Source organism: Bradyrhizobium sp. 142 (assembly GCF_023074015.1).
Taxonomy (GTDB): Bacteria; Pseudomonadota; Alphaproteobacteria; order Rhizobiales; family Xanthobacteraceae; genus Bradyrhizobium.
The window spans coordinates 1-12,037 of the sequence record NZ_JADPKQ010000536.1; the positions used below are offsets into that span (position 1 = coordinate 1).

Genomic DNA, 12,037 nt, shown 5'->3' on the forward strand with positions numbered 1-12,037 from the left:
GCGCTCTGCCGATCGGAGACGTCATGCTCGCCCAGAAGATCGCCTTGGAGACATCCGAGAGCGAGGTGCGCAGTGTGGCCCGGAGGTTCGCGCCCAACTCTTTCCATTTCAGACAAGCACGGCCTCTCGGCTAGGCGCCCTAGCTACTTTCCGGCGCAAATTCGGCGGCCTTGTGAGGCAGCCGGAATCGCTTGGTGTGGCGAAAACTGCAAGGTCGAACGGATTGGCGTTGACTTGAAGCGGCAGCAATTGATTCATTCTTATGATTCGTAAGCGAGCCCTTCAAACGCGTGAGAAGCTTGTCGGCAAGCTGCCGGTCACCAGCGAACTGCTGCGCGCGGTTCGTTGCTGGAGCGCACCGTTCGTCACAAGAGCGGCTGCCCGAAATGCGCGCGCGGCGAAGGGCACCAGGTGCATGTCCTGATGGTGAGCTATGCGGGTGGACGCGTGCGCCAGTTCAGTGTGCGGCGTGAGCGCGTTGCCGAGGTGCGCCGCTGGCTGGAGAATTACCAGAAGCTGAAAGACGCGATCGAGGCGATCTGCGAGTTCAATCACGACCTGTTGCGCCCTGAGGCGGCGGTGCCGCGGGGGAGGAAGAAACGTGATTGAGATGCGCAGAGCGCAACTGAGCTTCGGCGACGGCTTGATCGCCGGGGAAGTGAGCGATCTTCGCGAAGGTTGGATGACCCATGCTGACCGGGTTCTGGCGGATGAACAGATCGTCGGTGCAGTGTACGAGGCGCTGGCGAGACGACATCCCAAGAGTCGTGGTCGGCTGGGCGCGCCGGCGGCAGGTTTTCAAGAATTCGCGTCGGTCTTCTTCTTCGGCGGGCATTTGTGTCCCTCCCACGGGTTTCGATGAAATACACGCTACATTAAATTGTATCCAACCATGAAAACTCACGAGGCCGCCTCAGTTGGGCGCCCTCTTTCATCAGGCCAAACCATCAAACCTAATCGGACCGGGAACTTTTGAAACCTATATCCCCATTAACGAGTGTGGAGGACCAATTGAGGGGATTGGCTTCATGGGTATCGAACGCATGCACCCGCCTCGGTATTGGCAGATGAGGGCGGAGGAGTTTCGGACCAAGGCGGACAAATCAGAAACCCGCAGGTTAGAGGCGGCGGCCTTAGGCGGCTTCTTGATGCGATCCCACACCCGCTCTCCGCCCTTTCTCGCGACGGAAGCGGGACGAGCAATCGCGGATAGCCGTCCAAGATATGAACCCAACTTTGTGGAACGTTTCTGCGGTCGCCAAGTTTTCCCGTGCCTTTACCCAAAGGCAATCTTCATGGCGGGCCCCAGCTCGGAACCCCTTCCACCCTATGAGCTGGGGCCTTTTTATTTATTTATGCCAGCGTTCCTTGTGCATGAAGGAACAGCGGCCTTCGCGCGGCTAGCGAGCGAGATGGTATCCCGGTGCACACATCGAGCACGACGATCCATGCCATCCATCATGAGGACCGGCGCGACACACCGGCCCCCAGGCATTGCCGGACGGACGGAGCCGTCCCTTCTACGATGTCACTCAGCCGCGTCGAGCTGTTGCGGATCGTCTTCGCTCGCGTTCTCCCGATCCCGTCATCGGCGAGGAATTCGGGCAGCGGGCCGGCTTCACTCTCCTGCTCCGCTGACGCCGCATTGAGGTCGACGAGGCGCAGCGGCTCCGGCAACCAGCCGAACCATCGAGAAGACGCTCGGCTTCCTTAGCCCATGTCGGCCTTCTTCAGGTGGTCGATCAATTGCGCGGACGATTGGCCTCTTGCGTACCCAGACGCGGCCCTGATTGTAGCGGTTGGCCGGCTCATAGATGGCGTTGGCCGCAAATGACGCTCAGTGAGCGAACAGGGACGCCTGCGCGTCGCGGTCGAAGGCTGTGAGCGCATCCCAGAGATCGCTCTCCCCCTTCGGCAAGCGAGCCGTCCAGGCTTCATGGCGCGCCTCAACGGCCTTCGCGGACGCGCTTTCCCTCAGGCCGGGAGCTTGGGCCGGAAAGGTCGGCGTGCGAAGCCCGATCTCAAGGCAGCTTCCGGACGATGCGAACCGGTAAAAAGCCGTCAGTACAAAGTTGTGCAGCACCGCCAGAAACGTGATTCGGGGATTTTCTGCCAACGCGTTCCGCAACGCAAGCGTGCGATGCGCCGTCAGCTCGGTGATCAGCCGATCCGGCAGAGGTTTCGTCGCGTCCTCATCATCTCCTTCCGCGTCAGCAACGCCGTCGGCCACCGCGATGACCGTGCGCTGGACGGAGGCGCCGGCCGCCTTACCACCGGTCGTCGCCGTGCCCGCCATTAGGGTCGACGGCGGGCAGTTCGTCTTCCGGACGGACGTAACCCGATCCACCGAAAGGCGCACTTCGGAGTCGACGCTGACGAAGACGCCGGCGCGAACGATCTCGGCCGGATCGAAAATCATCGGCCGGCCTTCCAAGACCAACAGGGCCGCCTCGATTTCGCCGAGACGCCGATCGACCTCTTCGGGTAACTCGTCGGCATCCCGATAATCGGATTCAAGCTTGGCTTGCTCCGCATTGAGGGCGTCGATGGTGGCCTGCTCCTCCGGGCAGAGATCGACCGGTTTGCCCTCCAGCTCACGCAAGCCATCCGTGTGGCCGTAGGGAAATCGACGGCGACCGAAATCCACTTCCAGCCTTCGGCTGCAATCGTCTCAGCCTCGGCTTTGAGCTTTTCCGTCACGAGACGATCGAGCAAAGCGACGTCCTGGAGCCAGCCGCCATCATCGTGCTCGAACAGATCGCGCAAAACGCCGCCGCCAGCCTGCTCGTAAGCATTTAGCCCAATGAATTGCACGCTGCGATCGGACGCGCGAACGGTATTCTCCGTCATCATCCGCCGGATCTGATAGGGCTCGTCATAGCCGGATCGGCTGACATTCTCCCAGACCTGCTCCTGCCGTGTGTGATGCGACGTGACCGAGAAGGCCGTGAGCTGCTCGAGCGTCATGCCGTCTTCGGCATAGACCTCGTGCAGCTTTGGCGACACGGATGCCAGCCGGAGCCGTTGCTTCACGATGGCCGGTGTCACGAAATGCCGAGCCGCGATATCCTCGTCGGATAACCCGGCGCCACTCAAGGACTGGAAGGCTCGGAACTGATCGAGCGGATGAAGCCCTACCCGCTCGCGATTCTCTGCAAGCGAGTCGTCTTTAGCGATGCCGCCCTCGCGCACGACACAAGGAACGGCTTGCGTCTTCGCCATGCGCTTCTGCTTCACCAGAAGGTCCAGCGCGCGATAGCGCCGGCCACCTGCCAGCACCTCGAACATGCCGGTCTCATTGCCATCGGCGTCGACAACCGCCCGCACGTTGAGACTTTGCAAGAGCGTACGCTGCGCGATGCTTTCGGCGAGTTGCTCGATGGAAATGCCCACCTTCACATGCCGGACGTTGGACTGGCTGAGGACCAGTTTGTTAAATGGAATGTCACGTGAGCAGGACAGGGATGCCGAGCGAGCGTGCAGCACAACTTGATGGCCGTCATCCAGAAGTGACTATGCCGCGGCGCGGCCGAGCCCGTCCGTGCTGCCGATGATGCGCGTTCCCTATCCGATGGAATTCTTCGCCAAACAGATTGACCGCCGGATCGACGATCCCGGCGCGGGCTGGAAGGCCCGTAGTCTCTTGGTCACGTCCGGGCACCGCACTCCAGTTCATATCAAGGGCATCGACGCGCCCTATCCGGGCGCGCCTGGAGCGGCGGATGCGACACGGTCGAGCCCACTGGTGGTGCAGTTCCAATTGCGACCGGACCCGCTGGCGCGTTGACTACTATGGCAGCCCGTTCTACCCGCCCGTAGCGCCGTCGCGTGCGGTCACCTTGGGCGCGTCAGGTGAATGAGAAGGGCGGTGGGCCCGGACGAGACCTCTTCCAGACGCAGAAGGCTTGGCTGTGGACGTCGATGACACGCTTCCGGTCGCCTTGAAGAACCGTCTGGAAACCTTCTCGCTCTGGTCCGCATTAATACTCGTGAAAAGCTGTCGGAACCGAATGGGCTCATGAACGCTTCAGCCAACAAAGACGAGATCGAGCGCAAGGTTTGGAACCTTGTCAAGACTTCTCGTGTCGGTTAGTCCGGATGGCCGGCTCGATTCGAGGCCAATGGGATGCTTCAGACTGATTTTGAAGGCACGGTGTGGTTTCTCACGTTTGCGCACTCGTCAAAAGTTGAAGAGATCACGCGAGACGGTTAGGTAATAGTCGCGAATCCTTCAGACTACGAAGAATCCTTCAGACTACGAATATGTGTCGCTTTCCGGAACGGCTCCCGTCGTAGACGATCCCAAAAAAATCAAAGAGCTTTGGTCGGAAGCATTCCGGGTTTGGTTTCCCTCTGGTTTGGATGATCCAGAACTCGCGCTTCTTGAGATTAGAGTGGAAGAAGCAAAATACTGGACGAATGCTGCCTCTGTCGTGACCTATGGCTGGGCCTATTTGAATGCCCGGCTATTCGGTAAGAGCCCTGCTCCCGGACAGATCGCGGATACGGGAGTAGTCAAGTTTTGAAGAAGCTTGCCGGCCGGCAGTGTGGGACCTCTACAGCGACTTCATCCCGCCGAGGGCTTAGGATGCGCAGCAGCTGGTGCGCGGCGGCGGCATAGGGAAAATCGGCTGCTCGCCGACGGCGCTCCCGGCCTCCCCAGCATCGCGACAGCACAAGACAAAGCATGTTGATTTCAGCTCCTCGCCGCCGGCAGCGAAGGAGAACTTTTTGCTGAGCAGCGAGTTTCGGACATGGAACTGATTGCCTCTTTTTTCCTGGTTGATTGCAAATCATGTTGCACCGCACGTTCGAATATCGACCGCCCGCGCCGAACCCGCCCGAGCGGCGGCTTGGCCTCCTTGATCTCATCGTGACACTTAGGCGAAATCCGCTCGAGTGCTGGAGCACCGAGGTCTTCCGCGAACCCATCGTCAAATTCCGGCTGCCATTCGTGGACGCGCTTCTGGTCCACGAACCTTCCGCCATTAAACAGGTGCTGCTCGATGACGCCGGCAATTACCGCAAGGATTCAATCCAGCGCCGGATCCTGTCGAAAGGTCTTGCCGACGGTCTGTTGAGCGTCGAGGGGGAGCGATGGGAGGTGCAGCGCCGCACGCTGGCGCCACTCTTCGCGCGGCAAACGGTCGCCTCCTCGGTCCGGCGATGCTGAAGGCGGCAGAGCGGCTTTCCGAGAAATGGTACAGCTTGGAGGCGGGCGCCGTGATCGACGCCGCCGCGGAAATGACGTCGCTCACGCTCAGTGTCTTGGCGCTCACGATCTTTTCTGACGGGATCGGCGACGATATCGACGAGTTTCGCGCGGCGATGAACCACTATTTTGGTGCGGTCGGCCGCATCGGCGCGATGGATTTGTTGGGTGTGCCCGATTTCGTGCCGCGCCCCGGACGCACTCGCCTGCGCCAGACCATCATGTACTTCGAACGAGTGATCGACGACATCATCGAAGCCAGGCGGCGCAGACTTGCATCGTCCGCCCGGAATGGCGCACCGGAGGACCTGCTGACGCTGCTCCTGCGCGCGCTCGATCCGTCGACGGGAAGACCGATGTCAATGACGGAAGTCCGGTCGAACATTCTCACGTTTCTGTCGGCCGGTCACTAGACAACGGCCAATGCCCTGACCTGGTCTCTCTTTGTGCTATCTCAGGCGCCAGAATGGCGCAGGCGCGTGCAGGAACGAGGCCGACCGCGAGTTGAGCGCTTCGGTCGTAGCTCTGGCGGATCGGCTGATCGTTACGCGAGCCGTGGTGGAGGAGGCGCTGCGGCTCTATCCTCAGATCGCCGCTCTCAGCAGGATCCCCGTGGGACGCGACACGGTCGGGAGTTTTGAGGTAAAGTTCGGATCGTTGGTCGTGATCGCGCCCTAGAGCGATTTGGGATAGACCAGATCTGTTCGATCCCGCTCGATTCCTCTCAGAGGCAAGAAACAGGATTCCGCGGTTTGCCTATATGCCTTTCGGCGTGGGCCGCGCACCTGCATCGGATCATCATTCGCGCTGCAGGAGGCGACCATCGTGCTCGCAGTCCTTGCTCATGGCTTTGAGTTCAATCTGATGCGGAGGTATGGCCCGTGCAGCGGGTCACGTTGCGTCCAGCCTACGGCCTGCCGCTGCGGGTCAAGGCGCGAAGCTCTGCGCGTTCATGAGCCTAAATCGGCCAGCCTTTCAGAAGCGAAGTGTTTTCGGTTTCGAGAACACGAGAAGATGGCAATCGCGGCCCTGATGACCGGCGCGCTGGGGCTGAGCGCGATGGCCGCTCCGGCCCCGGCCGAAGCTCGCATCCGCGGCCGGACCTATGTCCGCTTCTTCTTGTTGACGCGGCCGCTTGCGCGCGCTTGTCCGACATCGAGATCGCGGCGTGCCTTTCGCCGCGACGCCTCGCTGTAGCGTCCTTTCGGTGGTGCAGGAACCTTTTTGCCAGCCCGCCGCTCGCGCGACAGCTTGATAGCAAGCGCCTGCGCCTGCTTATTTGTCTTAGCCATGCTGAACCTTCTTGATCGAACGAAGATGTATTCCAATCGAGACCGGAGGGTCGCGCTACCAGTTGTCTGAAGTTCGTTGCAGGCCCCGTTCTCGCGCTCAGGCCGCCAAGTTGACGATGATCTTGCCGCGCGTCTGCTCGTCTTCGAGCTTTTGGACCTTTTGCTGTGCTGATCCCGCTAAACGCCCAAAACACCTTCCAAGCCTAGGATCGCCGGTGCGAGATTCGTAAAAAGCTGCTAGCCTTCTGAACGAAATGCCCGAGGCACTCCCGCGAGAACGGCCGCTTATGACCGAAAAATGCTCCACGGCGCAACCGATCAGCGGGGCGGCTGCAATTCCGGCGATGTCAGCAAGTTTTTGATTTCAAGCGCCTTCCTCTTCTTCTGCGCCTTTCGTTCGGCGGCTTCATTTTCGTCGCCAGGCGGAAGATCATCTGCTGTCGATTGCAAGTCCTCCGCGATGCGCTCCCAGTCCTCACTGTTCGGGTTCGAATGATGTCTCATCGAACGCTCCCGTTGGGCTGTCAGAGCTACTGAACTTGTGTGGTTGCGCAGGATTTCAAGGGCCGGACGTTAAACTGAATCCGACATTATGTGCTGCGGCGACGAAATGGAACCTCAGCTGCTTCAACTCGTTCACCGCCTGATAGCGAGGCAAACAAGAGCAGCTCATTATGACAGGTCGACTGGATGGCAAAGCAGCAATCGTGACCGGCGCGGCCACAGGCATTGGCGAGGCCATCGCGCACAAGTTCGCGAGGGAAGGCGCGAAAGTCGTTGTCGCGGGATTGCCCACCGATCCCGTGGAGGATGTCGTTCAAGCGATCCGAGATCGTGGTGGTACGGCTGAAGCATTTCCCGGGGATCTAGCGGACGAAATCGACGCACAAGCCTGCGTCGCTCTGGCGATCGATGCATTCGGCGGGTTGGACATTCTCATCAACAATGCCGGCGTATTTCCTCAAATTGCCGAATGCCAGGATCATTCGGTCGAGATGTTCGACTACATCATTCGCAACAACATCCGCTCCGCGTTCGTAATGACCAAGTTTGCGCTGCCGCATCTTCAGCGCTCGCGCGGTGTCGTGATTTCGACCGGATCCGAAGCCGGCGAAATGGGTGAGCCGACCGCGGCGCCCTACGGCGGTTCGAAGGGCTTCCTTCATGCCTTCATGCGAGGGGTGGCTTACGAGCAGGGCAAATACGGAGTGCGTGCGCTTTGCATATGCCCGGGTCCAATCGACACGGCTTGGACGCATAAGGAGACCGGGCCAATGAATGCGCGGATGGAGCAGCAGACCCTTGCCGGAACGATACTCGGCCGGCGTGGTACTCCCGAGGAGATCGCCAATGTGTTCGCCTTCGCCGCTTCGGATGAGGCGAGTTTCATCACTGGAGCGCTGATATTTGTCGACGGCGGCACCACGATCGCGAAAGGCAGCCCGGGAGAGATGGCGCAGAGCTTCGTGAAGGAGCAGCCAACGCCATCGTTGGACCTGAAACACTCGCACGATGGGCTGAGAGGCAAGCCTGTCGAGAACCGCATGCATTAGAAAAACGTCGAGGAACAGAGCGACTGGCGTTTCCGCCACAAGCTGCTGGCGCCTCGCCAGAGACCCTATGCTTGCAGGATAGACGATACTCGCCGGCGCTGGCGTGCCGCCGCATTAACCCGAGTACCCCATTACCAAGGTCGTTTCCGGACGGCACCCAGTTCGCCAGGAAAGCGCCAGGGAAATGCGAGTTGCAGGCCATCACGTGGGTGATCGCCTCCACGTCGTACTCGTCGCCGGAGCGGAAAGCCTCGAAGTAGGCATTAAGCCTATTCACTCGCTCTGGGTGGTGATCAATGGCCTGCAGGCCGAGCGAGACGCCGTAGTTGGTGAACGCGAAGTGGACGTCGGCCGCGCGCCGGCTGCGGGCGAAATAGCCAGGCGGATCCACCCAGAGTCGATCCAGTGCGTCGATGGCTCGATTTGACTGCAGCTGCGCCCAGGACTCCCCCGGAAAGAAGTGCGCCAGCCACAGCATCATGCCAAGTCCCACATCTTGGTCAACGTCGAGAGCGTGGTACTGGAATTCGACGAGCTGGCGCATCTCAGCGATCTCCTGCGCCAGCGCACTCTCATCGAGGAGGCGATAGACGACGTAGCCGTTGAAGGCGTCGAGCGCGCCCAGGCCGTAGCCGGGATAAGGCCCGCTTAAGTCTTCCTGCATTTTCCAGATCACGCCGACGCCGGGGACGACGAACGCGCGGTGGATGTCCTGGGCCAGCCGGACCGCTCGGTCGCGGTACTCCCGCTTGTGTTCGCCCAGTCGGCCGAGGGCGAACAGCCACATGGCGAGATAGTGGAAATACTGCCCATCGCGATGGGGCGCCTCGCCGATGCGAAGACCGCGTGATCGGCCGAGCACCCGCTCCACGTCGGCCACCAGCGCTTCGGCCTGATCGAGCCAAGCCTGATTGCCGAGCTGACGATAGAGCGAGGCCAGCAGCACGACACCGAAGGCATCGGTCCAGAGATAGCGCAGGCCATTGGGCCAGACCCGTGCCTCGCGCATGCAGTCCAGCTTGGCCAGGACATAATCGATCTGCTCAAGCATGGCGATATAGTTCAAAGTCCGAAGGGATAGGTGTCGTCCGCCCCCTCGCGAATGCGAGTCGGCAGCGGCGTCACCGCCGTCGTCTCGTCGAACCAAACATAGGCGTCGAACTGCTGTGGGAGCACGCAAGCTGAATAGTGGCTCCAGTGCTCGGTCTCAGGCCGATAGATGACGCCGATGAAGCGTTCGAGCCTCGGCTCGAGCAACTGCGCTCGCAGGCTCTCGTGCACGCCCGCGCGCACGTCGAGCAGAAAACGATCGCGCCTGCTGTCGTGGGCGAGGCGTTCGTAGCTGTCGGGCCGCGAGGGATTGATCCGTTTCGTCTCCATCGGCTCGTCCCAGTCGCTGGCGCAGGTCACAGTACCGGTATGGGTGCCAAAGCCGATCAGCGCGGCGCGCTCGCCGAACCGCTCGCGGCAGAGCTGGCCGATATTGAGCTCGCCGCGCACCGCGCCCATCTCTGTCTTTGAGGCGTCGCCGATATGGGAGTTGTGAGCCCAGACCACGGCCTTCGCGTTTGGTCCCTTCGCCTCGAGAAGGGCGCAGAGGGTTTCGAACATGTGGGTGTCGCGCCGGTTCCAGCTCTCGGCCGCGCCATAGTACATGGCCCGATAGTACGCTTCCGCGTTCTTCACCAGACGGGCGTTCGCCGCCGCGTCGATGAAATTTTCGCCGTCGTCGCCGACGTACTGAAGCTGCTTGGCGAGCAGGTCAGTCAAGGTCTTCACGACGCCTTCCTCGCAGGCGGCGTAGCCGCGCGTGAGTGCCATACGTCCATAGGCCCGAGGCTCGTTGGCCCAAGGCGTTAGGCAGCCATAGCGCTGGCGCGCCACCTGCGCAGCCTCTGGATCCACCTGATCCAGGTAGTCGAGAACGGCTCGCATCGAGACGGAGAGGTTGTAAAGGTCGAGACCGTAGAAGCCGGCGCGCCTGTCTGCGGGCTGCTGCAGGTTCCAGTTCCTCAGATCTTCGATGAAGGCTTCGACATCAGTGTTGCGCCACATCCAGCTGGGAAATCGCCGAAACGGCGGCTCGGCGTGGGCGGGCGCCGGGCGCTCCCGCACGTAGCGGTCGAGACTTGCGGCGTCCGGCCAGTCTGCCTCGACAGCGACGATGCTGAAACCATGCTGCTCGATCAGCCGTCGGGTGATGGCTGCGCGCGCGCGGTAGAACTCGCTGGTCCCGTGGCTCGCCTCGCCCAGCAGCACGACCTGAGCGCTGGCGAACCGGTCGAAGAAGGCCCCGAATGCCCGGTCGTCGAGTTCGGGCAGCGGGTCGGCGGCCTCGGCAATGAGCTCCGGAAGTGAGCGGACGGTTGGCGCCTCGAAGCTCCGCCGTTCCGTCTCCCGCTGGTCGCTTCCTTGCTCGCGCCAGCCGTGTTCGCCGACCAGCGGCACGAACCGCACGCCACCAAGGTCTTCTTCCTCGAAATGGCTGGCGTCTTTGCGTGTCACCTTCACGAGGCGCTGGTCCCCCAGGTCCTCGCCGATCGGAATGACCAGCCGGCCGCCTACATCGAGCTGCTCCTTCAGAGCTTGGGGGATGGCGGGGCCGCCGGCGGCCACCAGGATTGCGTCGAATGGCGCGGCTTCAGGCCAACCCTTGGTCCCATCGCCCGTGCGGATCTCGACGTTGTCATATCCGAGCCGGGCCAGGCGCTGCCCCGCCAAGCGGGAAAGTGGTTCGTGCCGTTCGATCGCATACACGCGGGCGGCGATCCGGCTGAGGACAGCGGCGGCATAGCCTGACCCAGCGCCGATCTCCAGCACCTGATCGCCGGGACGGACTGCGGCCGCTTCGATCATGGCCGCCACGATATAGGGCTGCGAGATCGTCTGGCCGGCCTCGATCGGCAACGGCGTGTCCTCGTAGGCGAACTCCTGCAAGCCCTCCGGCACGAACGCCTCGCGCGGTACTGTACGTACGGCGTTCAACACATAACTGCTGCGGATCCCTCGGCGTGCGAGCTGCCGCTCGACCATCTGATCGCGAGCGTAGGCCAGATCCAGCATGGCCGCACCTCCGCTAATTCGTACAGCTTCCAACAGCTTTCGCAAACACGCGTTCCTAGAAGATCGCGCGCTTTGCCTGGCCAGAGGTCCAAGCCAGCGGCATGCGAGTGAATGCACCTAGGCTAGAACCAGCCCGCCAGCACTGAACCGCTTAGGGCCGCCCCAGGCTGCTAAGATGTTGAAGATATATAGCCCCTGTACAGGCAAGTCGGTCTTGCGTCGCCGTCGAACAGCACGGTGACGCCGGTGGTCCGACGGCTCAAGCCGACAACGATGCCAATCTTGTGAGCCAAATTTGGGCAGCGAACCGCTCCAAGATCGCTGATCTTAAAGCGGGTGCCGACTGCAATTCTATCTGTTTCAAGGTTCATGGTTTAGCTCCGCAATAAGCCTTATTGAAAGCCTGAACTGTTGACGGCGTTTGTTTCAGGATCACTTCGTGGCCTACAGAGATTGGTTTCGTGGCAGCTACCGGCGATGTTCGTTCCGGTTTGCCGCTCCGTCTAAGAATGCCGCATCTGAACGGGAATAGCTGGCACGATTAGCTCGTCGCCGCGCCATCCAACCGCGCCAGCCCAGCCTCGATCACGACGATATCTTCCTGGATCTGCTGGACGGTTCTCCGGCAATCAAACCCGGTATCTATCAAAAATCCGGCTCACTCATATTGAGTCGCATGCCTGCTCCAAAGCTCAGGAGATCGTGTTGTACCGTTGTACCGGATCAGGAGTAACTTTGATTGGCTAAAATCGGCATCGAGATCGTAGCCACCGTGCAACGCCCTATGTCACTGTTGGCGAGTGTGATCGCCGGGGCCTTCGATGGCATAGACCGCCTGCAACCGTTCGATCACCTCGCGAGCGAATGGCGACTGGGTCGTCTTGTAGACCTCGACAAATTTGCGCCGGGCATGGGCG

At 61.1% G+C, this 12,037-nt stretch carries 12 protein-coding genes and 3 pseudogenes; 8 read left to right on the forward strand and 7 right to left on the reverse strand.

Translation table 11 applies throughout. The features are described 5' to 3' along the window. Positions 1-342 precede the first annotated feature (342 nt). Positions 343-609: pseudogene (locus IVA82_RS47375) on the forward strand (DUF6788 family protein); the annotation flags it as partial. Between the two features lies 1 nt (position 610). Then, positions 611-790 (forward strand): annotated as a pseudogene (locus IVA82_RS47380) (ISNCY family transposase); the annotation flags it as partial. A gap of 1,047 nt (positions 791-1,837) precedes the next feature. On the opposite strand, the gene IVA82_RS47385 reads toward IVA82_RS47380, so the two are convergent. Both IVA82_RS47385 and IVA82_RS47390 read right to left on the reverse strand, forming a co-directional pair. Next, a complete protein-coding gene (locus tag IVA82_RS47385) occupies positions 1,838-2,419 on the reverse strand; it encodes a hypothetical protein (protein ID WP_247385916.1) in 582 nt (193 codons plus the stop codon). Further along, positions 2,416-3,393, reverse strand: coding sequence for a ParB/RepB/Spo0J family partition protein (locus tag IVA82_RS47390; RefSeq protein ID WP_247385918.1), 978 nt, complete (start codon positions 3,391-3,393; stop codon positions 2,416-2,418). The genes IVA82_RS47385 and IVA82_RS47390 overlap by 4 nt, the downstream gene beginning before the upstream one ends. A 148-nt stretch (positions 3,394-3,541) precedes the next feature. Here IVA82_RS47390 and IVA82_RS47395 point away from each other — a divergent pair, with 148 nt between their 5' ends. The 5 genes from IVA82_RS47395 to IVA82_RS47415 all read left to right on the forward strand — a co-directional run bounded on the left by IVA82_RS47395 (position 3,542) and on the right by IVA82_RS47415 (position 6,077). Then, positions 3,542-3,787 carry a hypothetical protein gene (locus tag IVA82_RS47395; RefSeq protein WP_247385920.1) on the forward strand — a complete coding sequence of 82 codons (246 nt, stop codon included), beginning with the start codon at positions 3,542-3,544 and terminating at the stop codon, positions 3,785-3,787. A 439-nt stretch (positions 3,788-4,226) separates the two neighbouring features. Continuing rightward, positions 4,227-4,526, forward strand: a complete 300-nt coding sequence (locus IVA82_RS47400; RefSeq protein WP_346658740.1) for a pyridoxamine 5'-phosphate oxidase family protein — start codon at positions 4,227-4,229, stop codon at positions 4,524-4,526. 269 nt (positions 4,527-4,795) lie between these two features. Then, the gene (locus IVA82_RS47405; RefSeq protein ID WP_247494012.1) at positions 4,796-5,173 is read left to right on the forward strand and encodes a cytochrome P450; all 378 of its coding nucleotides are present in this window, start codon (positions 4,796-4,798) and stop codon (positions 5,171-5,173) included. Continuing rightward, entirely contained in the window at positions 5,167-5,625 is a 459-nt protein-coding gene (locus IVA82_RS47410; RefSeq protein WP_247385926.1) for a cytochrome P450, read from the forward strand. Before IVA82_RS47405 ends, IVA82_RS47410 begins: the two co-directional genes overlap by 7 nt. A 287-nt stretch (positions 5,626-5,912) precedes the next feature. Further along, entirely contained in the window at positions 5,913-6,077 is a 165-nt protein-coding gene (locus IVA82_RS47415) for a cytochrome P450 (protein ID WP_247385943.1), read from the forward strand. A gap of 238 nt (positions 6,078-6,315) precedes the next feature. Here the strand turns inward: IVA82_RS47415 and IVA82_RS47420 are convergent, their stop codons facing one another. Beyond that, positions 6,316-6,504, reverse strand: coding sequence for a hypothetical protein (locus IVA82_RS47420; protein WP_247385936.1), 189 nt, complete (start codon positions 6,502-6,504; stop codon positions 6,316-6,318). A 318-nt stretch (positions 6,505-6,822) separates the two neighbouring features. Then, positions 6,823-6,954, reverse strand: a complete 132-nt coding sequence (locus IVA82_RS48770) for a hypothetical protein (protein WP_256469857.1) — start codon at positions 6,952-6,954, stop codon at positions 6,823-6,825. Positions 6,955-7,211: 257 nt separating this feature from the next. Between IVA82_RS48770 and IVA82_RS47425 the strand changes: the two genes are divergently transcribed. Next, positions 7,212-8,057 carry an SDR family oxidoreductase gene (locus IVA82_RS47425; RefSeq protein WP_247385938.1) on the forward strand — a complete coding sequence of 282 codons (846 nt, stop codon included), beginning with the start codon at positions 7,212-7,214 and terminating at the stop codon, positions 8,055-8,057. Between the two features lie 1,062 nt (positions 8,058-9,119). On the opposite strand, the gene IVA82_RS47430 is transcribed toward IVA82_RS47425, so the two are convergent. The 3 genes and pseudogenes from IVA82_RS47430 to IVA82_RS47440 all read right to left on the reverse strand — a co-directional run. After that, positions 9,120-11,120, reverse strand: a complete 2,001-nt coding sequence (locus tag IVA82_RS47430; RefSeq protein WP_247385940.1) for a protein-L-isoaspartate(D-aspartate) O-methyltransferase — start codon at positions 11,118-11,120, stop codon at positions 9,120-9,122. Positions 11,121-11,290: 170 nt separating this feature from the next. Beyond that, entirely contained in the window at positions 11,291-11,491 is a 201-nt protein-coding gene (locus IVA82_RS47435; RefSeq protein ID WP_247385941.1) for a hypothetical protein, read from the reverse strand. Positions 11,492-11,937: 446 nt separating this feature from the next. Next, a pseudogene (locus IVA82_RS47440) lies at positions 11,938-12,037 on the reverse strand (transposase); the annotation flags it as partial.